This is a genomic window from Streptomyces violaceusniger Tu 4113, from assembly GCF_000147815.2.
Taxonomy (GTDB): Bacteria; Actinomycetota; Actinomycetes; order Streptomycetales; family Streptomycetaceae; genus Streptomyces; species Streptomyces violaceusniger_A.
Genome location: NC_015957.1, coordinates 7,792,610 through 7,816,263 on the forward strand (window position 1 = coordinate 7,792,610; position 23,654 = coordinate 7,816,263).

The 23,654-nt window shown below is 72.3% G+C and carries 16 protein-coding genes; 5 read left to right on the plus strand and 11 right to left on the minus strand.

Translation table 11 applies throughout. The annotated features are described in order from the left end of the window. The 4 genes from STRVI_RS31710 to STRVI_RS31730 form a co-directional block, all read right to left on the minus strand. Nucleotides 1–2,142, minus strand: a complete 2,142-nt coding sequence (locus tag STRVI_RS31710; RefSeq protein WP_014059656.1) for an IucA/IucC family protein — start codon at nt 2,140–2,142, stop codon at nt 1–3. After that, on the minus strand, nt 2,139–3,395 hold the full coding sequence (locus STRVI_RS31715) for an ATP-grasp domain-containing protein (RefSeq protein WP_043240448.1): 1,257 nt from the start codon (nt 3,393–3,395) through the stop codon (nt 2,139–2,141). The genes STRVI_RS31710 and STRVI_RS31715 overlap by 4 nt, the downstream gene beginning before the upstream one ends. A gap of 209 nt (nt 3,396–3,604) precedes the next feature. After that, entirely contained in the window at nt 3,605–5,839 is a 2,235-nt protein-coding gene (locus tag STRVI_RS55075; RefSeq protein ID WP_014059658.1) for a carboxyl transferase domain-containing protein, read from the minus strand. Nucleotides 5,840–5,853: 14 nt separating this feature from the next. Beyond that, nucleotides 5,854–7,482, minus strand: coding sequence for an IS200/IS605 family accessory protein TnpB-related protein (locus STRVI_RS31730; RefSeq protein WP_014059659.1), 1,629 nt, complete (start codon nt 7,480–7,482; stop codon nt 5,854–5,856). Nucleotides 7,483–7,841: 359 nt separating this feature from the next. Here STRVI_RS31730 and STRVI_RS31735 point away from each other — a divergent pair, with 359 nt between their 5' ends. Next, nucleotides 7,842–8,912 (plus strand): lytic polysaccharide monooxygenase auxiliary activity family 9 protein, encoded by a 1,071-nt coding sequence (locus tag STRVI_RS31735; protein WP_014059660.1) that lies wholly within the window; start codon nt 7,842–7,844, stop codon nt 8,910–8,912. Between the two features lie 252 nt (nt 8,913–9,164). On the opposite strand, the gene STRVI_RS31740 is transcribed toward STRVI_RS31735, so the two are convergent. Then, complete coding sequence (locus STRVI_RS31740) at nt 9,165–9,680, minus strand: MarR family winged helix-turn-helix transcriptional regulator (RefSeq protein ID WP_014059661.1); 516 nt, start codon at nt 9,678–9,680, stop codon at nt 9,165–9,167. 116 nt (nt 9,681–9,796) lie between these two features. On the opposite strand from STRVI_RS31740, the gene STRVI_RS31745 reads away from it, so the two are divergent. Continuing rightward, nucleotides 9,797–10,213 (plus strand): organic hydroperoxide resistance protein, encoded by a 417-nt coding sequence (locus STRVI_RS31745; RefSeq protein WP_014059662.1) that lies wholly within the window; start codon nt 9,797–9,799, stop codon nt 10,211–10,213. A gap of 129 nt (nt 10,214–10,342) precedes the next feature. Here STRVI_RS31745 and STRVI_RS31750 read toward each other — a convergent pair whose 3' ends face one another. After that, nucleotides 10,343–11,245: an esterase/lipase family protein gene (locus STRVI_RS31750; RefSeq protein ID WP_014059663.1), complete on the minus strand. Its 903-nt coding sequence runs from the start codon at nt 11,243–11,245 to the stop codon at nt 10,343–10,345. 355 nt (nt 11,246–11,600) lie between these two features. Between STRVI_RS31750 and STRVI_RS31755 the strand changes: the two genes are divergently transcribed. Next, nucleotides 11,601–12,719: an FAD-dependent oxidoreductase gene (locus STRVI_RS31755; RefSeq protein ID WP_014059664.1), complete on the plus strand. Its 1,119-nt coding sequence runs from the start codon at nt 11,601–11,603 to the stop codon at nt 12,717–12,719. Between the two features lie 95 nt (nt 12,720–12,814). Here the strand turns inward: STRVI_RS31755 and STRVI_RS31760 are convergent, their stop codons facing one another. Beyond that, complete coding sequence (locus STRVI_RS31760) at nt 12,815–13,861, minus strand: DNA polymerase Y family protein (RefSeq protein WP_043240461.1); 1,047 nt, start codon at nt 13,859–13,861, stop codon at nt 12,815–12,817. A gap of 710 nt (nt 13,862–14,571) precedes the next feature. After that, on the minus strand, nt 14,572–18,156 hold the full coding sequence (locus tag STRVI_RS31765) for a DNA polymerase III subunit alpha (protein ID WP_014059666.1): 3,585 nt from the start codon (nt 18,154–18,156) through the stop codon (nt 14,572–14,574). A 227-nt stretch (nt 18,157–18,383) separates the two neighbouring features. On the opposite strand from STRVI_RS31765, the gene STRVI_RS31770 reads away from it, so the two are divergent. Both STRVI_RS31770 and STRVI_RS31775 read left to right on the plus strand, forming a co-directional pair. Next, nucleotides 18,384–18,836 (plus strand): PPOX class F420-dependent oxidoreductase, encoded by a 453-nt coding sequence (locus STRVI_RS31770; protein WP_106685981.1) that lies wholly within the window; start codon nt 18,384–18,386, stop codon nt 18,834–18,836. Nucleotides 18,837–19,222: 386 nt separating this feature from the next. Beyond that, nucleotides 19,223–19,666, plus strand: coding sequence for a subtilase-type protease inhibitor (locus STRVI_RS31775; RefSeq protein WP_014059668.1), 444 nt, complete (start codon nt 19,223–19,225; stop codon nt 19,664–19,666). Nucleotides 19,667–19,859: 193 nt separating this feature from the next. Here STRVI_RS31775 and STRVI_RS31780 read toward each other — a convergent pair whose 3' ends face one another. From STRVI_RS31780 to STRVI_RS31790, 3 genes are all read right to left on the minus strand, one after another. Further along, nucleotides 19,860–20,936: a S1 family peptidase gene (locus tag STRVI_RS31780; protein WP_043236868.1), complete on the minus strand. Its 1,077-nt coding sequence runs from the start codon at nt 20,934–20,936 to the stop codon at nt 19,860–19,862. Between the two features lie 351 nt (nt 20,937–21,287). Beyond that, nucleotides 21,288–22,220, minus strand: a complete 933-nt coding sequence (locus tag STRVI_RS31785; protein ID WP_014059670.1) for a slipin family protein — start codon at nt 22,218–22,220, stop codon at nt 21,288–21,290. 229 nt (nt 22,221–22,449) lie between these two features. After that, a complete protein-coding gene (locus STRVI_RS31790; protein WP_014059671.1) occupies nt 22,450–23,355 on the minus strand; it encodes a S1 family peptidase in 906 nt (301 codons plus the stop codon). Nucleotides 23,356–23,654 lie beyond the last annotated feature (299 nt).

Below are 23,654 nucleotides of genomic sequence, written 5' to 3' on the forward strand. Positions count from 1 at the left end.
TCATCTGCCGCTTCCCCGCAGCAGATAGTTGGGCCCGGTGACGTAGTGCTTGTTGATGTCCACGGCGCCCGAACGCTCCTTGGTGAACAAGGTGCCGGCGGTGACCATCGCCTTGACCGGCAGCCGATCCGCGTCCAGCACCCGCCGCCGCAGCAGCGCGGCGGCCGCGCCGGGCCGGGTGACGGCGAGCCGGTCGACGGCGTCGGTGAGCCGGTCGCGCAGCCGCCGCAGCAGGGTGTCGAGCGGGGCCCGGCCGAGGCGGGCGAGCTCGAAGACGGGGGCGGCGGCGCAGAGATGGACGGTGATGGTGGTGAACACATCGGCCACCGGCCCGTCGCCGGACGTCAGGATTCTGCGGTCGTCGAATCCGCACAGGTCGGCGGCCGGACCTCCGCCGACCATGGCGGCGAGCCGTATCGCGTGGACGCGGGGGCCGTCGTGGTCCTTGATGAGCAGCCGCAGCCGGGGCACGGCACCACCGTTGTCACCCCCGCTCTCGAAGACCAGGGAGATGTTCTGCTGATGGGACTCCAGCGCGATGCCGTACGCGAAGAGGGTGGTGTGGAAGTCGAACAGCAGGGTGAGGTAGTCGTCGAGCAGGGCGAGGACATCCCCGCCGTAGTGGCGCTCGGCGAGCCCGTCGATGACGAGCGTGCCGTCCGGGGCGGGGGCGAGCAGCCCGGCCAGCGGCACGATCGTGGCGTTCTCCAGGCCGGGCGGGTAGCGGCGCACGAGCGTGGCCAGCAGCTCGTGTCCGGCGTGGAGGTGGGTGGTCTCGTCGGCGAGCAGCACGGTGGCGCCGAATCGCGGCTCCCGCGCGATCACCGCCTCCACCAGGCGCTGCGCCACCTCGCCGTCGATCAGCGTGCCGGGTTTGACCGAGCGCCGGTTGCGCATCCCCAGCGTGGAGGTGGTGAGCGGCAGTTTGAGATGGACGAGGGGGTCGTCGGCGACGGCCACGGTCCGCATGGAGAGGGTGGGCCGTACGTCCAGCAGAGGGCGGTCGGCGAGCCGGGCCTCGCCCTCGAGCCCGGCCGCGCGGAGCGCGGCCTCCAGCGGGCGGCCGACGGTGAGCGGATGCACGGGGAAGGCCAGCCGCCGCCGTTCGTCGGAGGGCCGCCCGCTTCCGAGGCCGAGTTGAGCGGGCGTCGGCCACCAGTCGGGCAGCCGCGCCGGGTCGCCGCCGAGCGCTTCGCGGGGGAGGACGAGCCAGCGCAGCGGGAAGGTGGGGTGGAACTCGGGTGCGTGAGCGCGCAATTGGTCCTCGGTGAAGACAGCCCGGCCCCGGCTGGTCGGGTAGACCGGGTGGTCCCGGAACGCGGCGAGCGTGTCGTACGCGACCGCTCCGGACATCCCCGTCCACGGCCGCCCCTCGCCGTGGCGTGCGGCCAGCTCGGCGACGACGCCGGGCCGGATGCGGGTATGCAGCCGCATGGCGTCGAGCGCCTGTCGGCACTCGGTCACGAAGACGTCGTACAGCGGCCGATCCTCCTCCGGCACGGCGGCCCGCAGCCGCCCTAGGACGGGGGCGAGGCCGGTGAGCAGGGTGTGGGGTGGACAACCAGCTTGGGCGCCCGGGACGCCTGGGGCCCTGGGCTCGTCTGCTTCTTGCGCAGTGCTGGGCGCTCCGGGGGTGCGGTTCCCGGACCCGTCGGCCGGGTCGGGCGCGGACGTCGGATCGGCGTCGGCCCGTTCGGCGGACGGCGGCCCGGCGTCGGCCCGTTCAGGGTGGGTCCGTTCGGCGTCGGCCCGTTCGGCGGCCCGATCGGCGTCAACCCGTTCAGGGCGGGTCCGATCGCCGGGGGTCCGTTCGGCGTCGGCCCGTTCGCCGGGGGCCCGACCGGCGTCGGCCCGTTCAGGGCGGGTCCGTTCGGCGTCGGCCGGCTCGGCATCGGCCCGATCAGCCGGGGTCCATTCGGCAGTCGCGGGAGCGCATAGCAGGGGCCGACGACGGGCGCGGATATCGCACTGGAAGCCCTCGGGTTCCACCGGCAGCAGCACGCTTTCGCCCCCCTCGAGCGCGATGCGCAGCCAGTCGCCGTCGGCGCGCCGTTCCGGGGTGGCGCGGCTGCGCAGCCTGTAGGCGTCCTCTCGGAGGAACGTATCGAGCACCCGTCCGAGAAGCTCCTCTTCCTCTGTCACACGATCTCCCATCGGTGGGCCGCGAGGAACTGCGCCACCGCCGCGTCGATCCGCCCCTGATCGGTGCCGGTGGCCCGGAGCACGCCGAGGAAGTCCCGATTGGTGCGGTGGAGCGGGTGTTCCTCGCCGACCCCGCGCAGCGGCCGGTAGTCCAGTCGTACGCCGTCGCGCTCGGTCACGCTCGCCGGAGGGGCGGAGGCGAGCCGCCCGGCGCGGTCGGCCAGGACGTACTCCATGCGAACCCTGCCGTCGGTGCGCGCGCCGAGGTCGTCCGGCAGCGGCTCGCCCAGGTGCGTACGGAGGATGTACTCGAAAAGGGGGATGCCGAGGAGTTCGGCGAGGACGAGGTCGCACTGGTCGCCTATGGCACGGTAGTTGACCTCGATGAGGCGGGCCCGGTCATCCTGGACGACGTACTCGGTGTGGCACACACCGAAGCCGACGCCCAGCGCGCGCAGTTGCGCCAGCACCTGATCGGTGTGCGGCTGCGGGGGTGGGGCGGGCAGCAGGTGCAGCCGTTCCTCGATGAAGTGCGGGGGCGGCGAGAGCTCGGTGCGGAAGCCGCCGAGGACGTGGAGGGTGCGGCCGTCGCCGAGGGTTTCGAGGGTGCGCAGCTCACCGTCCAGGAACTCCTCGACCACCAGGGCCGCTCCGGGGCGCCGGGCCCGTATCTCGACGCAGCGCCGGACGAGTTCGTCGGCGTCGGCGACGAGAACGACGTCTTCGCTGGCCACGCCCTCGCGCGGTTTGACCACGCAGGGGTAGGGCGCGTCGAGTCCGGCGAGGGTGGTGGGTTCCTGTCCGGTGGCGAGTTCGGCGGACCAGACGGGGGCGGCGGGCCAGACGGGGTCGGCGGACCAGACGGGGTCGGCGGCGTGCGGGCCCGTGGCGGCGAGGGCGCGGCGCAGCTCGGCCTTGTTCTTGGTGCGCAGCGCGGCGCGCCAGTCCTTGCCCGGGAGGCCGAAGTACTCGGCGGCGAGGGCGGCCTGGGTCTGGAGGTGGTCGCTGTTGGTGAAGACGGCGTCGGGGCGGCCGTCGGCGGCGATCCGGCTGATGACCTCGGCGAAGTCCCGTACATCGCAGGGGACGATGTCGAGCGCGGGGAACGCGTGGTCCTGCCGTGCGTAGCCGTAGGCGCGTTCATGGGCCTCGGGCTGGTCGGTGAGCAGGGTGACCGCCAGACCGAGCCGGGCCGCCGCGGGGAGGAAGCCCTCGGTGACGGAGTCGGTGGGGTTGAGGGCCAGGAGGTGCAGCCGAGGCGGCGGCGGGGCGGCCGAGGAGCCCCCGAGGGCAGGGGAAGAGGACGGCCGTGACGCCGCGTCGAGATCATTCTCGTTCACGGCCCGAGATTAGGTTAGGCATGCCTAAGACCGCTAATTCGACGTGCCGGTCCGCCCGTTTGGCCCTGATTAGCCGTCAACAACGGTCAACGGTCGGCGTCAACGATCCACAACGGTCGGCGTCAACGGCCCAGCCCAATGCGGCGATGACGAACGCGACGCGCGGCGAGCCGCTCGCCCGGGTCCTGGGCGCGCAGGGCGGCGAGTTCGGCACCGAGGAGATGGCCGAGGCGGCTGAGGAACGCATCGGGGGCGCGGGAGGCGTCCCCGGCACGGGAGGTCTCCGGGGCCCCGGAGGCACCCTCGACCTGGGAAGCGTCCCCGGCCCGGGAGCGGTCCCCAGCCTGGGAGGCATCCCCAGCCCAGGAGCCGTCCCCAGCCTGGTAGGCATCCCCGACGCGGGAAGCGTCCCCGGAGTCGGAGGCATCCTCCTCCACAATACGGTCGACGATGCCCTGGGCGAGGAGATCGGCGGAGCGTACGCCCTGGCGGGCGGCGACCTCGTACGCCCGCTCCGTCGTGCGGTGGAGGATCGCGGACGCGCCCTCCGGCGGCAGCGGCGACAGCCAGGCGTGGCGTGCGGCCACGACCCGGTCGGCGGGCAGCAGCGCGAGCGCGGCGCCGCCGGCGCCCTGGCCGAGCAGCAGGCAGAGGGTGGGCGCGGGCAGGGTCACCATATCGGCGAGGCAGCGCGCTATCTCCGCCGCGAGCCCGCCCTCCTCGGCCTCACGGCTGAGCGCGGCGCCCGCGGTGTCGATGACGGTGAGCAGCGGCAGCCCGAGTTCGGCGGCGATGTGCATCCCGCGCCGCGCGGTCCGCAACCCCGCCGGGCCCAGCGCCTGCCCCTCCCCCGGCCCCTCGGCCGTATCGCCTTCGCGGGCGCTGCGCCGGTTGTGGCCGAGGACGACGCAGGGCGTCCCGCCGACCCGGGCGAGCGCGAGCAACAACCCGGGATCGTGCTCCCCGGCCCCCGTACCACTGAGCGGACTCACATCCTCGGCGGCAACCCGCAACAGATCCCGCACCCCGGGCCGCTCAGCCCGCCGCGAAGCCCGAATCGACACCTCCGCCGACGGCACAACGGCCCCCGGCCCCGCGCCGTCGGGGGCCCCGCCGAGCTCGGCGACCCCGGCCTGATCGTGGGCGGACCCCACGCCCCCGGCCGCCTCCGGCGTGGCGACGCCACCCGCGCCCTGCTCGGCACTGCGCCCGCCAGGCGCCACGTACCCATGGACGGCGGACGAGGGCCCGGCCTCCGCGTCCCGCCGACCCTCGGCACCCCCACCCTCGGTCGCCTCGCCGCGTGCGGCAGTTCCCTTCGACTCCCCGGCGTCGGCGCCGGGCGCGTCACCCGGCTTGCCGGGCTTCGCCTCGGCGGCGGGCTCGGCCGCGCCGCAGGCGGCCACCGATGCGCGCGGGGCGGCCCCATCGCCCGCCGCCCGTGCTGCGCCCGGCGCACCGGGCGCGGGCGCGGGCTCGGGCTCGGGCTCGGGCTCGGGCTCGGGCTCGGTGGAGGCCCCGCCTCCAGCCCCACGCCGCCCGGGCCCCTCCGCCGCTGGGGCGGCGCCGGAAGCCGGGGCCGTCCCGCGGCCGGAGGCCGGGGCGGGCTCGCCCGCGCAGAGAACCCGCAGCACCCGTGCCGCCACGCCCGACAGGCGACTCATCGGCAGCACCGCGTCGATCAGGCCGTGGTTCATCAAATTCTCGGCGTTCTGCACGCCCGGCGGAAACTCCTCCCCGTACAGGGCCTCGTGCACCCGCGGGCCCATGAAGCCGATCAGGGCGCCCGGCTCGGCGGCGGTGACATGGCCGAGGGAGCCCCAGGAGGCGAGGACGCCGCCGGTCGTGGGGTGGCGGAGGTGGACGAGATACGGCAGGCCCGCCGCCTTGTGGTCCGTGATCGCCGCGGCCACCTTCACCATCTGCAGAAACGCGACCGTGCCCTCCTGCATCCGGGTGCCGCCCGACGCCGGGGCCGCGAGCAGGGGCAGCCGTTCCGCCGTGGCCCGCTCCACGGCCCGTACCAGCCGCTCCCCCGCGGCGACCCCTATCGAGCCGGCCAGGAAGCGGAACTCGCAGGCGACCAGCGCCACCCTGCGCCCCTCGATACGTCCCTCACCGGTGATGACCGACTCGTCCAGCCCGGTGCGCTCCCGTGCCCGCTCCAGGTCGGCCCGGTAGTCGGGGTCGTCCGTGGTGATCTCCACCGGCTCGTCCCAGCCGTGCCAGCTACCGGGGTCGACGATGGCCTCGATCAGCTCACGGGCCGATGCACGGGCGGCGCCACGAGGGGCGCCACGGGAGGCGCCCGCGTCGCCGGAGTCGCCGGAGCCGCGGGGAGAGTTCGTTGCGGTCATATCTGTCACCGTCTCTAGGGACTGAGCGGGAGTGAGTCCTGGTGCCAGGACTTGTGCTCAGCCGTGTGCCCCGAACGGTTGTGGACACGCTGGTCCCCCGCTTTCACTCCGCGTCCGGCGCCGACGGATCGTGTCCGTGGTCCGGGAACGCGGGGGCGGGTTTCCTCACGCCCCGGGACATCCGATGCGGCCTGGACGCTCCGATGCCCCACCGCATCGCTCCGGTGCGGTGGGGGCGGTTGCGTCCGTCGCCGGATCGGGCGTCCCAGGGCGCGCCGTCCGATCGCCACGGCGGCAGCGTCGTGGCGCGTGGTCTTGCGGGTCTTCGTGGTCAGGGGCCGCTGCCAGTGCTGGGCGCCCCAGCGACTCGTGTAGGCGGGATCGACAGCCACGACGGTGATACCGAGCTCGGCCGCCATGGACACCAGCCTGCTGCGCAGCTTCGCGGTTGGCATGCCGGAGATCAGCCGGCGGAACCGCTTGCGCCGCCCGTGCTTCTCCCGGGTCTTCTCCGCCTGGAAGTCCAGGTCCTCGATCGCGATGGCCAGCCCATGGCGTTTGGCCCAGTGCAGAAGGCGGATGAGGGCATGGCGCACCTGCGCGTCCCGGTGCGGTGCGCTGCCGGTGAGGTGGTAGTCGAACCTGCGGGGCTCGCCGACAGGGTTGCCGTGGGCATCCAGGCGCCAGGCGGCCAGGTGGTCGGCGTTGGTGTCCACACCGATCAGTCCGCCGGACCGCACCGCTTCCAATGGCGCAGTCCTCACGGGCGGGATCTGCCAGGAGGCGGTCAGGTACCAGCGGCCACGTTCCACGTCGAGGTGGATGCGGTACGCCACGGCACGGTTCGCCTGGACGTGGTCGGCCCACTGCTGGCCCCGGTGCCGGAAGCCGACCCGGCAGCTCAGCACGTACCGGCCATGCGGTGCGTTCGCCAGCCTGGCCAGCGGCGCCGGAAGCTTGATGCTCACCTCACCGTCGGGGCTGACACGGATCGTCTCGTTCCCGTACCGCTTCCCCGACTCGCCATCTGCTTGGAGGAACCAGCGCTCAGCCTCCCACCGCACACGCCACCGGGCCTCGGTCAGCCGGGTGGCTTGGAGGTTGTGCCGGTTGCACAGCAGCCTTCTTCCGCCGCGCACCACACGCACGCGTCCTGCTTCACAGTCGGCCCGCTCCCGCTCAAGCCGGTCTTGGAGCAGATGCAGGCGCCGGGACTTGGCGAACCACTCCTGCCGGGAACGGTAACCACCCGGCGAGCCCTTGGAACCCTTCGCCCCGACCGGCAGCGACAGCCGACGAGCAATCATGTCGATGCTCACCTGGAGGTGCTGGATGCAGGCGAGCTGACCGCGTCGGGCCAGCGCCCACTGGTCATGCGTGGCCTTGGTGATGCTGCCCGCCCAGCGTGAGGAGGACTGGCCGGTCAAAGCCCGCTTGCGCCGCGCCCACTGGTCCGCATCGTGATCCAGCCCGGCCGCGCAGCGGGCTCTCAGGTCCCGGGAGGCCAGGGAGCCCAGCAGGCCACCGACCAGGCGCAGGACTTCCTCGTCCTGCCCGGTCAGGCCCTTGAGGCTGTCGCGGATGGCCACCCCGGTCGGACCGGGCGCCACGAACGGCGCCGCCACCCTACGCAGCCCACCCATTCCCTGCCCCCTGCACGGCTCGAAGATCCCGTCACGGCATCTAACGAGCACCTCCCGCACAGGTCACGCATTCGACGCAAGAACCCCCGTTCCCTTCCGAGGTCGCAAGTCGTCGACACGCGGTCGTGCACACCAGAACGCGCCCAGCGCGGTCAACCGGCAGCAGTTCCCAACCCCCGGGACGGGCCCATCCTCAGCTCTGCCTGAGCTGCTCCTTAACGGCGCCATAAGACCGGCGGCAGGGCCGTTGGGCGGGGCTAGCGTGCTGCGCGTCACCCCCCCCCAACCGCATCACCCCCAACCTCGACACCCCCACCGCTGGCCTCCCAGCGCGTCCCCCACCGAAGGAGCCCCCGACGATGACCGCTCGTGCGACCGCTCACCGCAGAACCGCCCGGCTCGCCGTGCTCGGCGTGGTGCCGCTCGCCCTCACGGCGCTGAACGCGGACCCGGCCACCGCGCACGGTTCGATGCAGGACCCCGTCAGCCGGGTGTCGGCGTGTTTCGCGGAGGGGCCGGAGAGCCCGGACTCGGCGGCCTGCAAGGCGGCCGTCCAGGCGGGCGGCACCCAGGCGCTCTACGACTGGAACGAGGTCAACATCCCGGACGCCGCCGGGCGCCACAAGGAGATCATCCCGGACGGAAAGCTGTGCAGCGCGGGCCGCGACAAGTACAAGGGCCTGGACCTGCCGCGCGCCGACTGGCCCGCCACCGCCATGACGGCCGGTGAGCACACCTTCACCTACCGGGCCACCGCGCCCCACCGGGGCAGCTTCGAGCTGTACGTCACCAAGGACGGCTACGACCCGACGAAGCCGCTGACCTGGGCGGACCTGGAGTCGGAGCCGTTCGCCAAGGTCACCGATCCCACGCTGAAGGACGGGAGTTACGTCTTCACGGGGAACGTCCCCAACAAGTCGGGCCGCCATCTGATCTACAGCGTCTGGCAGCGCTCGGACAGCCCGGAAGCGTTCTACACCTGCTCGGACGTGACGTTCGGCGGAGGCGGAGGCGGAGGCGGAGGCGGAGCCGGGGCCGCGGCGGCCAAGGGGGCCGGGACGAGCGCGAGTTCCGCGCCCACCGCCGCCGCGCCCGATGACGCACAGATAGCGGAGGGCGCCGAGAAGTCGACCGTCGATCACCACGGCCACGGCGGGGACGACGGCGCCGAGGCCAACCACCAGCCGAAGGCGGCGGACGAGAAGAGCACGGAGGCGAACCAGCCGGAGGCCAAGAGCGCCAAGGTCATGGCCGCGGACGCCGAACCGCAGGACGGCAGCGCCGCCGACGGGCAGCGTCTCGCCGAGACCGGGGGCGACGGATCCACCGCCCCCATGGCCATCGGCGGCGCCGCGGTACTCGCCGCCGGCGCGGCCGTGCTGTTCGCCGCCGCCAACCGCCGCAAGGCCGTACGCCGCGGCCGCGGCTGAGGCCGTAACGGCGACTGCCGCAACGGCGACCAAGGCCGTACGTCGCCGCCGAGGCCGTACGTCACAGCTGAGGCCGTACATCGCCGCTGAGGCCGTACATCGCCGCTGAGGCCGTACATCGCCGCTGAGGCCGTACATCGCCGCTGAGGCCGTAACGTCATCGCGGCCGATCGAAGCGAGCCGGTTCCGGGGAGGTTGACGGCACCCCCGGGACCGGCTCTTCCCCTTTTCCCCCGCCTCGTTCTCCTCCGCCTACGCTTCCTCGTCGGCCAGCGCCGCGTCGAGGGCCGCCGTCAGCCGCTGCACCCGCGCCTGCAGGTCCACCGCCTCCGCCAGGCCGAGGCCGCTGGCCTCGATCGCCTTCAGGGGTACGCCCTGGGCGCGCTCCTTCAGCGCCGCGCCCTCCGCCGTCAGCCGGACCGTCACCGAGCGCTCGTCGTGTGCGCTGCGCTCGCGCTGGACGAGTCCGGCCGTCTGCATCCGCTTGAGCAGCGGCGAGAGGGTACCCGAGTCCAGCCGCAGGAACTCCCCCAGCCGCTTGACCGGCATCTCCCCGTGCTCCCAGAGCACCAGCATGGCCAGGTACTGCGGATAGGTCAGCCCCGTGTCGCTCAGCACCCGGCGGTAGAGGCCGTCGAAGGCGCGGGAGGCGGCGTGCAGGGAGAAGCAGAGCTGCCGATCGAGTCGGAGCAGTTCATCGGCGGGATGCGGCTCGGGTTCGGTGCCCCCGGTCGTGGGGTCGGCGGTGGGATCGGACTGGTGTGACATGTGTCCAGCGTACCCTTTAGTTGTGTGCAACTTAATTGTGTGCTGTACTTCCATCCGGAGGCAGGGCGCACCGGGCGCCCACCTCCCGACTGCCTGACACGAAAGGGATGGTCTTCATGGACGCGATCTACACCGCGGTGGCCACTGCCAACGGACGCGACGGCCGGGCCGTGAGCTCCGACGGACAGCTCGACCTGCCGCTCGCCATGCCGCCCGCCCTCGGCGGCAACGGCCAGGGCACCAACCCCGAGCAGCTCTTCGCCGCGGGCTACGCCGCCTGTTTCGCGTCCGCGCTCGGCCTCGTCGGCCGCCAGGCCAAGGTCGACACCAAGGACATCTCCGTCACCGCCGAGGTCGGCATCGGCAAGGACGAGGCGGACGGCGGCTTCGGGCTCAAGGTGACGCTGCGCGTCGAGCTGCCGAGCGACCTGGAGAACGAGACCGGCCGCAAGCTGGTCGAGCAGGCGCACCAGGTGTGCCCGTACTCCAAGGCGACGAGGGGCAATCTCGAGGTCGAGCTCGTCGCCGAGTAATTCGGACGACGGCCGCTCGTCGCCGGGGCGGTCGAGGGCGGGCTGGTCCCGGCGCGAGGCGGACCAGCCCGACGGGCGACGCGCCCTGCTCGTACGGACCGAGGCAGGGCGCGCCATCACGGGCAGGCGTCAGTCGTCCGACGCACAGGTGGTCGGGGTGGCGTGATCCGGATCGAGGGCATTGACGGCCTCATGGAAGGCCAGTCCGTCGGTCAGGCCGATGGCCAGATGCTCCGAGATGTCGGTTGCGCACAGATCCTGGATCACCACGTTCTTGACGTTCGGACCGGAGAGGAACTGCGCCTGGTAGGGGGTCGCGACCTCGTCGTACTTGGTCGCGATGACGGTGTAGCGCACTCCGGGGACGGTGTCGCCGCCCTCGTTGAGGCGCCGCAGGAAGTCCGAGCCGACCACCTGGTCCATCAGCCCCGGGGCACCCTTGGCGATGAGATCGCCGGCCCCGGGGAAGTAGTCCAGCAGCTTCGTCAGCCCGGACAGGGTGGTGCCGTGGTTGGTGGGGGCGACGCCGACCAGGGCGTTCACCTTCGGCGCGCCGCCGAGGAACTTGAGGTAGTAGCGGGGCATCATCCCGCCCTGCGAATGCCCGACCATGTCGACCTTGGCGGCGCCGGTGGCGGCGAGCACCCGGTCCACATGGGTGGACAGTTGCTTGGCGGACTGGTCGACCGCCCCGAGACCGTGGAAGAACGGCACGGCGGGCAGTTGGCCGTAGTCGAGGGAGAAGACGCAGTAACCGCGCTTGACCAGGTAGGGCGCGAAGCCGAGCCAGTTGTCGACGGAGTTGCCAAGGGTGCCGTGCACCAGGACGACGGGGCGGGGGTGTTGGGCCGAGGGCTTACAGGAGTAGTCGTTCCAGCCGCTGCTCACCCCCTGCGACGCGGTGTCCGTGGCGAGCGCGGCGGTGGGGGTCGCCGCGGTCGCCGCGACCGCGAGGGCCAGGGCGGGCAGTAACGTACGGGGCTTGGTCTTCGTGGTCTTCCGGAATCGCCGGATACGCCTCCGGGGCAGCATCACATGAACTCCTCGCTGGTGGGGGAGAGAGTCGCGCTGAGGGTGCGCTGACGGTGCGCTTGCGCTGCGCCCTGCGATCCGGATCACAAGAAGTGGTGCGCTCAACCGAAATTACGCGCGAGTAGCAAAGGCATCCAGCCATTTGCCGGTGAAGGAACGTCTACACCCTTTTCACGCGACGTCCAGGAATCCGGTGGGTTGGGTGACTGTGCTGTCGGTGCGTTGTCGGTTGTGGGTGACGGTTGTCGGCGACGGGTGTCACTGAGGCGTCGGCGCCTTGTCGGTGGGGCCTGGAACGTTTCAGGGAGATCCTGCCGGAAGTCATCCGGCAGGCGTGAACACCCGAGGAACCACCATGAGCACTCACGTCACGATCATCGGCGCGGGACTCGGCGGTCTCATGCTCGCCCGCGTCCTGCACATCCATGGAATCCCGTCCACGGTCTACGAGGCGGAGTCCTCCCCGACGGCGCGCACCCAGGGCGGGCTGCTCGACATCCGCGACTACAACGGTCAACTGGCATTGCGGACGGCCGGCCTGATGGACGAATTCCGCGGCCTCGTCCTGGAGGGACGTCAGGCGATGCGGGTCCTGGACCGGTACGGGAAGATCCTCTTCGACCAGCCGGACGACGGTACGGGCGGCAGCCCCGAGGTGCTGCGCGGCGAACTGCGGCAGATGCTGCTCGACTCGCTCCCGGCCGGCACTGTCCGATGGGGACACAAGGTCAGCGGTGTCCGTGCCCTCGGCGAGGATCGCCATGAGGTGGCCTTCGCCGACGGCACCACCCTCCTCACGGACCTGCTGGTCGGCGCGGACGGCGCGTGGTCGCGGGTCCGGCGACTGCTGTCCGACGCGACACCCGAGTACATCGGCATCTCGTTCATCGAGACCTACCTGTTCGACGGCGACACCCAGCACCCGACCAGCGCGAAGACCCTTGGCACCGGAGCGACGATGGCGCTTGAGCCGGGAAAGGGGATCATGGCTCACCGGGAGCGCGACGGGAACTTCCACAGTTGGGTGATGCTCTCCAGGCCGCAGGACTGGTTCGCCGGTGTCGATTTCACCGATCCCGCCGCGGCCACCGCGCGGATCGTGCGGGAGTTCGACGGCTGGGCACCGGAGCTCACCGCGCTGATCACCGACGGTGAGACCGCGCCGGTCCTGCGCACCCTCCACACCCTGCCCTTCGAGCACCGGTGGGACCGAACACCGGGGGTGACCCTGATCGGCGACGCCGCGCACCTCACGGGCCCGAACGGCGAAGGCGCCAACCTGGCCATGTACGACGGAGCCGAACTCGGCAAGGCCATCGCCGCACACCCCGACGACATCGAGACCGCGCTCGCCGCATACGAGCAGGCCATGTTCCCCCGCAGCGCCGCGTCCGCGGCCGACACCCCCGGTCTCCACGAGGTCTTGGGCGACGACGCACCCCACAACCTGATCAACAAGTTCGCCGGGAGCTAACCTCCGCGCCCCGGGCCGGCAGGAACCCCGCCGTCAGCCACCGGCCTCGGTCAGAAATCCGGCGGGGCTACGCGACCTCAAGGAACCCGGCGCGGCTATGCGACGTCGAGGAATCCGGCGGGCCGGACCGCGGAGATGCCGAAGCGGGCCCGGGCCCGGTCGGCGGCGGCCTCCAGGCGCCGTGACTTCTCGTCCGCGGGGTCGAACGTGAGCTGATGGGAGGCGAGTTCGGCGTCCATCAGCCCCTCGAAGCGCAGCGCCACGGACCGCACCCGGGCCCGCTGCAGCCCGAGCGCGTCATGCAGCGCGTACGCGGCGGCGGTCAGCGCCGGGGTGTGCGCGGTCGGCTCGGTCAGGGTGCGGGAGCGGGTGGTCGTGGAGCGGTCGGCGTAGCGCACGGTGAGGCTGATCGCGGCCGCGACCTGCCCGCTCGTCCGCAGCCGGACACCGAGCCCGTCGGCGAGGGTGAGCAGCGCGCGGCGCCTGCGGACGGGGTCCAACTCGTCGTGGCGGAAGCGGTGTTCCGCGCCCATCGCACGGGCGGGGGCGTTCGGGGTGACCGGCGCCGGGTCGATACCGCACGCCCACGCGTGGACGCGGCGCGCGGTCGCCGCGCCGAGGATCCGTTGCAGGGTGGACAGCGGCGCGGCGGCGATCCGCGCGGCGCTGTCCAGCCCGTACGCGCTCAGGGTGCGCGCGGTCGCGGGCCCCACCCCGGGCAGGGCGATGGGCGGCTTACGCGCCAGGAACGCGGCGACGGCGTCCGGATCGCCGGGAACCGTACGGACGGACCCGGCCGCTTGGCCGGACCTGCCTCCGGACCGACCTCCTCTGGAGACGGGGGCGCCGGACCCCTGGGCCTCCTGGGCTTCCTGGGCGGCCATGCGGGCGAGCAGGGGGTTGGCGGCGACGCCGACGGTGCAGTCCACGCCGTACCGGGCCAGCGCCCGGACCCGGACGATCTCGGCCAGCCCCGCCGCGTCCCGCCCGAAGTACCGCAGCGCACCCCGCACATCCGCGAACGCGGCATCGGGCGGCAGCGCCTCGACGACGGGCGTCAGCTCGCCGAGCAGGGTGAGCAGTCCCTGGTAGACGTCCTCCCCGGGCGCGGGATGGAACCGCACGTACAACACATGCGGCACCTCGCCCTCTTGGCCCGGCTCGCCCGGGGACCGGCCCCCGCCGCCCCCACCCGCTTCAGCCGAACCCCCGCCGCCCGGGTCTCCGGCCCGGGACCCGGCAGACGAACCCTCGGCCACTTCGCCGCCGCTGCCGACGCCACCCGAGGCCCGGTCCCGGCCCTCAGCCGACGGCCCCTCGGCCGCCTCGTCGCCCAACCCCGCAGCGCCACAGGGGAGTTCACCGGCCGCCGAGCCCGCCTCCCGGCCATGGCCGCCCTCCCCCCGCACCGGAGCCGCAGCCGCCCCGCCCGCCACGACCGCACCCCAACGCGCGTCGGCCCGACCACCGGGCGCGAGCGGAAGCATTCCGGCAGGTCCGCCGGACGCGGCGGCATCGGCCGGGGCCTCGGCGGGAGCGGCCGAGGAGACCGCACCCGGGCCACCGGGGGTGCCCTCCCCCGCCGCGGCCGACGACTCGCCCGGCGCGAGCGGGCGGGTATCGCCCCGCGCCTCGGGTGCGGGCGGTCCGGCCGACGCCGGTGGGGGCGTGGCGGCCCGGGTGCCGAGCAGGACGACCCCGACCAGGGGCATGGCGGACGGCTCCTCCGGCACGGGCGACTCGGACGACACCGCCGCAACCGGGCACGGAACGACGTACACCAGGCGCTCGGCAGAGACAGCCGAAGGGGCCCCGCGCGCGGGTGCCGCCTGCGCAGGCGGCTGTGCGGTGTTCACCCCGCGCTCCCCGGGCTCGCATGCCACAGCTTGCGGCCGGTGGCGGCCTGGTCGCCCGCGGGCTGGAGGTCGGCCCAGGGGTGCATGGCGTAACCGGTGGGCATCTCGATGCGGCGACCGGAGTCGGAGTCGCGGCCGGAGTCGGAGTCCACTCCGCGGCCGGAGTCGGAGTCCGCTTCGGCCGTCTCCGGGCCCGCCCCCGCCAGTTCGGCGGCGACCGCTTCGAGGCCGCCCTCCTTCCTGAGCTGGGCCAGCTCCGCGAGGTTCCACACGGCCGAGCCGACGACGCTGAGGCTGCGCGGGCCGCGCCGCTGGACCACGCCGCGTACGAGCAGCAGCCAGGAGTGGAAGACGGTGTGTGCGCACGCCGCGTGGCTGTCGTCGAAGAAGGCGCAGTCGACCAGCCCCGTACCGTCGTCGAGCGTGGTGAAGATGACCCGGCGCCCCGAGCGGATCGGCGGGGTCTGGGTGGCGGCCTTGGCGCCGGCGACGAGCACGACCTCCCCGTGCGGCGCGTCGCGCAGCCGCTTCGCGGGGATCGCGCCCAGTTCCTCCAGGAAGTCCCGGTGGTCGCCCATCAGATGGCGGGAGACGTCCATGCCGAGGATGCCGAGTTCGGCGCCGAGGCGTTCGTCCGCGTCGAGGTCGGGGAGCCCGGCGGGGGCGGCGGGGCCGGTTTCGGCCAGCGGAAGCTGGCCCTCGGCGTCGCGCCGGGCGGCGCCCCGCTGCTGCCGGTGCAGTTCGGCGATCTGCAGCAGCAGATCGCGGCGGCTGGTGCCGAACGCGTCCAACGCGCCGACCTGGGCCAGCCGTTCGGCGACCGGCCGCCCGGGATGGGCGCGCAGCCACAGGTCCTGGAGCGAGGAGTAGGGCTGTCCGGCCGCGATCCGCTCGGTCTCGGCCTCGCTGATGCCGTGGACGTCGCTCAGCGCCAGCCGTACGCCGATGCTGTCTTCGTTCCCCTTGCTGCGCCTGTCCTCCTTGTTACTGATGCCACGAGAATCACCAGACGTCAGTTCGATTCGATAAGCGGCCCCCGACCGGTTCACATCCAGCGGCAGGATCGGCACCCCGCGCCGCCGCGCGTCCGCCAGCAGCAGCCGCTTCGGGTACATCCCGGGGTCATGGGTGAGCAGCCCGGCGTAGAAGGCGGCCGGATGGTGCGCCTTGAGCCAGGCGGACTGATACGTCGGGACCGCGAAGGCGACGGCATGCGCCTTGCAGAAGCCGTATGAGCCGAACGCCTCGACGATCTCCCAGGTGCGCAGCCGTACCTCCGGCGCGTAGCCCCGTTTCTCCGCCTCCGCGTGGAACCAGGCGCGCACCCGCCCCTGCCGCTCGGGGTTGGACAGCGCGCGCCGCGCCTCGTCGGCGAGGTCCCGTTCACATCCGGTCATGATCGACACGATCTTGATGATCTGCTCATGGAAGACCACGACCCCGTGGGTCTCGCGCAGCGCGTCCTCCAGGTCCGGATGCGGATAGCGCGCGGGCTTGCGGCCGTGCCGGGCGTCGATGAAGGGCCGGACCATGTCGGCGGCGACCGGGCCCGGCCGGAAGAGCGATATGTCGACCACGAGATCGTGGAAGGTGGTGGGCTGCAGTCGGCCGAGGAGATCGCGCTGACCGGGCGATTCGATCTGGAAGCAGCCGAGTGTCTCGGTGGAGCGGATCAGGTCGTAGGTGGCCGGATCGCCGGGCCGGACCTGCCCGGGGTCGTCGATGTCCACGACCCGCCCGGTGGTCCGCCGGATCTCCGTGACCGCGTGCGCCATCGCGGACTGCATCCGCACTCCGAGGACATCGAGCTTGAGCAGTCCGAGCTCCTCCACGTCGTCCTTGTCGAACTGCGACATGGGAAAGCCCTCACCGCTGGTCGGCACGATGGGCGTACGGGCCAGCAGCCCGGCGTCCGAGAGCAGCACGCCGCAGGGGTGCATGGCGATGCCACGGGGCAGCCCGTCGAGCGCCTCGACCAGGTCCCAGAGCTTGCCGAAACGTTCCTGCTCGGCGGCGACCGCTCGCAGCTCGGGCAGTTCCGCGAGCGCCGCGCGGGCATCGCGGGCGCGGATATGCGGGAAGGACTTGGCGAGCCGGTCCACCTCGGCCGGGTCCATGCCGAGCGCCGCGCCCACGTCCCGTACGGCATGGCGCACCCGGTAGGTCTCGGGCATCGAGACGGTCGCGACCCGCTCCGCCCCGAACCGCTCGAAGATCGTGCGATAGACGTCGAGCCGGCGCGCGGACTCCACATCGATGTCGATATCGGGCAGCGCGGCGCGCCGCACCGACAGGAAGCGCTCCATCAGCAGGCCGTTGGCCACCGGGTCGGCGTGGGCGATGCCGAGCAGATGGTTGACGAACGATCCGGCGCCGGAACCACGGGCGGCCACCCGGATGCCGAGCTCCCGGGTGTCGTCGACGACCTGCGCGACGGTGAGGAAGTACGAGGCGAAGCCGAGCCGTTCGATGGTGCGCAGCTCGTCCTCGAGCCGCTCCCAGCGCACCCGGTCCCGGTCGTACCCCCGCAGCACCATGGCGGCGGCGCAGCGCGACCGCAGCACCCGCTCGGCGCTCCGCCGACCGGCCCCGACCAGCCGGGGCTCGGGGAAGTGGACGCTGCCCAGGCCGATGTGGTCCTCGGGGTCGACCAGACACGCGGCGGCGGTGCGCCGGGTCTCCTCCAGCAGGCGGTGCGCGGCGTCCCGCCGCATCCCGGCCGCCTCCACGATCCGCTCGGCCGCCTTCGCCATGTCCAGGGGCCCCTTGAGCCAGCGCTCGCCGCTGTCGAGCGCCCCGGGGGTGCGCGGGTCGATGGGGACGAGCCGGCGGGCCGCGTCCAGGACATCGGCGACCGGCCCCTCCCCCGGGTCGGCGTAACGGGCGGCGTTGCTCAGCACGGCCGGGATGCCCTGGTCGGCGGCGAAGCCGAGGGTACGGGCGGCGAGCCGCAGCGAGCCCGGCCCGGTGCCGGTGCGGCCGTGCCATACGGCTTCCAGCCGCAGCGCGTCGCCGAAGAGTTCATGCCAGGGGGCGATCAGCCGCGCGGCCCGGTCGGGGCGCCCGGCGGCCAGGGCCCGGCCGACGTCGGAGTCCGGGCCGAGCAGCACGGTCAGCGGGGCGAGCGCGCCGGGGTCGCTCACCAGGTCGCGCCAGTGCAGCAGGGGCGGCCCGTCGCCGTTCGTCCGGGCGGATCCGGAGTGGGTGAGCCCCGCGTGGGCGGCGGAGACCAGCCCGCACAGCGCGGCCCAGCCGGCCGCGCCGTCCCGGGCGAGGAAGACCGCCCGGGGCGTGGACTCGTCGATGAACGCCCCGCCGCGCACCGGCGTACGGCGCCGAACGGTGCGCCCCGGCTCCGGATCCTCCCTCCGTACGGCGAGGTCCACCCCGAAGAGCGGCCGCACCCCCGCGCGCTCACACGCCCGGGCGAACCGCACCGCTCCGGCGAGGCTGTCGCGGTCGGTCAGCGCGATCGCGTCCATGCCGCGCTCGGCGGCCCGCTGCGCCAGCCGCTCCGGATGCGCGGCCCCGTACCGCATGGAGAACCCGGACGCGGTGTGCAGATGCGTGAAGCCTGGCATCCGCACCTCCCGCTGCTCACACCCCCTGACCGACCCTGCTTGTCCCACGCCCCACCATAACCCCATTCTCGAACAAGCGTGCGAGTCGATTCGATCGCGTCCCCCCTCTCCACCATAAGCACCCAAAACCCCCTTTAATCCCGCGTGTCGCCTTGCGAACGCGACGCGCGGAAGCCGGTCGGTCGCATCCATGGGTCGGCCACCGGCCCGCGCGTATGCTGATCACCATGACGGAGGGATCCCTGCTCGATCTGCTACGGGAGCAGCGCACCGGCGCGCTCGTCACCCTCAAGCGCGATGGACGGCCGCAGCTCTCCAATGTCGCCTTCACCTATGACCCCGCGACGCGCCTCATCCGGATCTCGGTCACCGATGACCGCGCCAAGACCCGCAATCTGCGCCGCGATCCGCGCGCGAGCTTCTACGTCACCAGCGGGGACCACTCCTCCTATCTGGTGGCCGAGGGCGATGCCGAGCTGACGCCGGTCGCCGCCGACCCCCATGACGCCACCGCCGATGAGCTGGTGGAGGTCTACCGCGCGATCCAGGGCGACCATCCGGACTGGGAGGAGTTCCGCACCGCGATGGTGGCCGAGCGGCGGCTGGTGCTGCGGTTGCGCGTGGGGCGCGGCTACGGCTGGGGCCGGCAGGCCGGGGCCCTGAGCGGAGAGCTGGGCTAGAGCGGCCACCACCGGTCAGCTTGCCCTGGCAGGTTCTCGCTCTCGCGGGGTGCGCGGCAGCCCTCGCCCCAGAGGCATCATGGACATCACTCGGCCGTGCTCACCTGAGCACCCTTGAATCGATTTGAGCGCCTCGGCACCTCGCTGAGCACGCCATTCACCGGGGGCGCGAAACGGCGCCGGGGGCCCCGAGGGGCGCAATCCGCGCGCTGTCACGCACCCGGTCGCCACGCGGCGTTCCGTGCTCGGCCATCCCCCGCACGCGACAATAAGCCACCGAACGACTACTTGTAGCGACCGGAAGTGCTCGATCGACGTGCGTTCCTGACGCGCACCGCGTAAGACTCCGTCCGGTATCTGCAACGACGAGCAAGGGAGTGTTCGAAATGCGGAAGACTACTGGGGCGATCGGGCTCGGAGCGGCTCTGGCCGTGAGCGCCGTGCTGGGGATCGGCACGAGCGGCACGGCAAGCGCCCAGCCCGCCAAGCCGCAGAGCCTGTACCCGCCCTCCGCGCTGGTCCTCACCGTCGGCTGGGGGGCCGACGCGGCCACGACCGAGGTCCAGCGAGCGGTGACACTGAGCTGTCGCCCCACCGCCACCGGCACCCACCCGGCCCCCGCCAAGGCATGCGCCGAACTCCGCTCCGTGGGCGGCACGTTCGGCCAGCTACGCACCGGCGCGGAGCCCGGCCGGGTGTGCACCAAGGAGTGGCACCCCATCACGGTCACCGCCGAGGGGATCTGGGACGGCCGCCGGGTGTCGTACGAGCACACCTTCGCGAACAACTGCTTCAAGAGCGCGGCGCCGACGATGGTCTTCGAGTTCTGACCGTCCTGCCTTGGGCCCTGACCGGCTGAACGACCGCCGAGCACGGCAATGAGCGCAGCAGGCTGAGCACAACAGCCTGAGTACAACGGGCTGAGCACGGCAAAGGGAAAGCCCCCGGACACCGTCCACGGGTGTCCGGGGGCCTGCTCTTGTTCACACGGGAGCGGACCGCGGGAGCGAAACGCGTCCCAGGTCAGCCGATCTGGGCGCCGAACGCCTGCAGCGCCTCCGGCACCGGCTGGAAGAAGGTCTCGCCGCCCGAGGAGCAGTCACCGCTGCCGCCGGAGGTCAGACCCAGCGCCGTGTCGCCCGCGAAGAGCGCGCCGCCGCTGTCGCCGGGCTCGGCGCAGACGTTGGTCTGGATCAGCCCTTCGACCGAGCCTTCCTGGTAGTTGACGGTCGCATTGAGGCCGGTGACCTCGCCGTCGTGCACCTGGGTGGTGGAGCCGCTGCGCGTCACCTTCTGGCCGACCGTGGCGTCACCGGCCTTGGAGATGGCCTGGGTGCTGCCGTTGTAGAGGTCGACCGCGCTCGGGTGGTCGGTGTCCTTGGTGTACTTGACCAGCCCGTAGTCGTTACCGGGGAAGTCGCTGCCCTCGTTGGTGCCGATCTCCTCGCCGCCCTGCGAGTCCGACCAACTGCTGATGGCCTCGGTGCAGTGACCGGCGGTCAGGAAGTACGGCTGGCCGCCCTTGACCACGTTGAAGCCCAGCGAGCAGCGCCCGCCGTTGCCCCAGATGGCGTCGCCACCGGCGATGAAGGTGGAGAACTTACCGGCCGAGTGCTTCACCTCGACCTTGTCGCCGAGCGCGCCGGCGACCTTGTCGAGGGTGGCCATCCCGGCGCCCTTGACGGAGCTGTCCGCGGTGACGACGACCTTGTTGCTTCTGGGGTCCACCGACCACGAGGTGCCGGGGATGGTGGCCTTCTCCTTGAGCGTCTGACGCGCCTTGCTCAGCTCGGCCAGGGTGTGCTTGACGACCTTGACCTCGGCCCCGGCGTCCCGGACCTTGTCCACGACGCCCTTGTTGACCACATTGACGACGAGCTTCTTGGCCTTGGCGTCGTAGTACGCACCCGCCGTGTCGCTCTTGAGCGAGGAGGTGAGGGTGCTGGCCAGCTTTCCGGCGGCGCCGACCGAGAGGGTGTCGGGCTGGGTCTCACCCGGGGCGGCGTTGGCGCTCTGCAGGGTGATGCCCGTGGCGACCAGGGCCGCGATGCCGGCTCCGGCTATGGCGACACGACGCTTGGGTATGCGGCGGTGCTTCAAGTCTCTGCCTTCCAGTGGGGGGTTGGGCCCGACGGCAGTGGGGTGCCAGGGCCCGGAGGGCGTAGCGACATGGCGCTTCTCCCCACTCAGGGGCGCGTCCATGCCAAATTGCGCCGCCGAGTATTCCCATCACCACCGGCCCCGCACAAGGGTGCGTTCGCGTCATCGCCGTGAAATTTACCCGGCGACCTCATGTCCGGACATGGCGGTGCCCGTACACCTTCTGGGTGTACGGGCACCGAATCAGATATCCGGACGAGCCGTCAAACCGGGCGAATCGACCGCGCGGGATCCTCTGGCGAAGACCCTCTGGCGAGAGCCCTCTTGGCGGATCAGGTCACCTCCGGCGGCTCATCGGTCCACGGCGTGCGGCTCCGGCTCGCGCTCGGTGAGCGTCGGCATCGCCTGCCGGGCGGGCTGGGCCGGCTGCGCGGGCGCGGCCTCCCACTCCGGGGCGGTGGCCGGACCGGCGGCCGGGGCGCCGCCCTCCGCATCGCCCTCCGTCCGGGCCGCGGCCGGGATCTCCTGTGCGCCCCGCTCCAGGAAGCGCAGCAGCTCGACCGGGATGGGCAGCACCAGTGTGGAGTTCTTCTCGGCGGCGACCGCCATCACCGTCTGCAGCAGCCGCAACTGGAGGGCCGAGGGGGTGTCGGCCATCTGGGCGGCGGCCTCGGCCAGCTTCCGCGACGCCTGCAGCTCCGCGTCCGCGTTGATGACCCGGGCGCGGCGCTCCCGGTCGGCCTCGGCCTGGCGGGCCATCGACCGCTTCATGGTCTCCGGCAGCGACACGTCCTTGATCTCCACCCGGTCGATATGGACGCCCCAGCCGATGGCCGGGCTGTCGATCATGAGCTCGAGGCCCTGGTTGAGCTTCTCCCGGTTGGAGAGCAGATCGTCCAGATCGCTCTTTCCGATGATCGACCGCAGCGAGGTCTGGGCCATCTGGGAGACGGCGAAGCGGTAATCCTCGACCGCGACGAGCGCCTCGGCCGGGTCCACGACCTTGAAGTAGACGACGGCGTCGACCCGCACGGTCACGTTGTCCCGGGTGATGCCCTCCTGGGCGGGCACGGGCATCGTCACGATCTGCATATTGACCTTCTGGAGCCGGTCGACCATCGGGGTGATCATGGTGAACCCCGGCCCCCGGATATCCGAGCGCAGCCTCCCGAGCCGGAAGACCACACCCCGCTCGTACTGCTTGACCACCCGGGCCGCGGCCAGTGCGCCAAGGGCGCCGAGGCAAGCCAGTACCACTATCAATGTCACGAGCGCACCGACCATCACGGCCACCTACCGTCCGTATCGTGAACAATGCCCCTTATGGGGTATATATCCACGATAGTCCGCCCGTCGGACAGTGGGGAGGGCCGCGGAACGGCCCCTTCCGGCGGCCCGGAAAGGCCCCGCCCAGGGGCCTTGCCCGGAGGCGCGGAGAGCCCCCGTCCGGTGGCCCGGACGGGGGCTCTCGATCAGCCTGGCGCGGAGACGATCAGCGAAGGGACGGCGCCGATCAGTAGACGCTCACGCCGTACGCGTTCAGCGCCTCGACGACCGGCTGGAAGAACGTGGTGCCACCGGAGGTGCAGTTACCGCTGCCGCCGGAGGTGAGGCCGAGAGCGGTGGAGCCGGCGTAGAGCGGGCCGCCGCTGTCGCCGGGCTCGGCGCAGACCGTGGTCTGGATCATGCCGTAGACGATGTCGCCATTGCCGTAGTTGACCGTGGCGTTCAGCGCGGTGACCTGGCCGCTGTGGATGCCGGTGGTGGAGCCGCGCCGGGTGACCGTCTGGCCCACGGTCGGGTTGGCGGCCGAGGTGATGTCCTGGCTGCCGACGGTGCCCTGGGGGGTGGCCGAGCCGCTGTACCGGACCAGACCGTAGTCGTTGGTCGGGAAGCTGGAGCCGGCCGTCGGGCCGATGGTGGTGGAGTGGCCGGAGTTCGACCACCAGGTGCCGGCACCGTCGGTGCAGTGACCGGCGGTGACGAAGTAGTTGGCCCCGCTGCTGTTGCGCACGTTGAAGCCGAGGGAGCAGCGCCAGCTATCCGCGTAGATCGCGTCGCCGCCCGAGATCAGCTTCTGAATCTTGCCCGAGGTCCGCTTGACCTCGATCGCGTGGGCGCTCGCACCGGCGGTGTTCTTGATCTTGGCTATCTCGCTCTGGGACACCGTGCTGTCGGCGGTGACGTGGAGCTTGTTGGTCGCCTTGTCGACGTACCAGGCGGTGCCCGCGACATCGGCCTTGAGGACGGCGTCGCTCGCCGACTTGGCCTCAGCCGCGCTGAAGGTGCGGGCGCCGTCGCTTCCGGCGTAGGCGGCGGGGGCGGCGAGCGCCGCTCCGGCCACCAGGGCGGAGGTCGCGGCGATCAGGGCGATACGTCTCGCCTGCTTGTTGTGGGGGGCGTTGCGCTTGATCCTCAACTCTTCCTCCGGGGGAATCGGGGGTCCGCCTGGGTGGGCAGGCCCGTGAGGCGCAGTCAATGAGCACGCCGACGACCGATACGTCCGATTCAGCGTGCCCCTGACAAGCGCTTCCGGAAGTATTCGTGCCGTGGGCGCACCGCGCAAGAGGACAATTCGGAACGGTCGTCGGGCACACGCCACATAGCCCCGGCGGGTTCAGGCCGCCGGGGCTTGTGCTCCCATCCCCTGGGTAACCCCTGAGACGGACGCGCGGGCGATCGGGTTCCGCTATCGCTCCGGCCGCTCACATCCCCGCG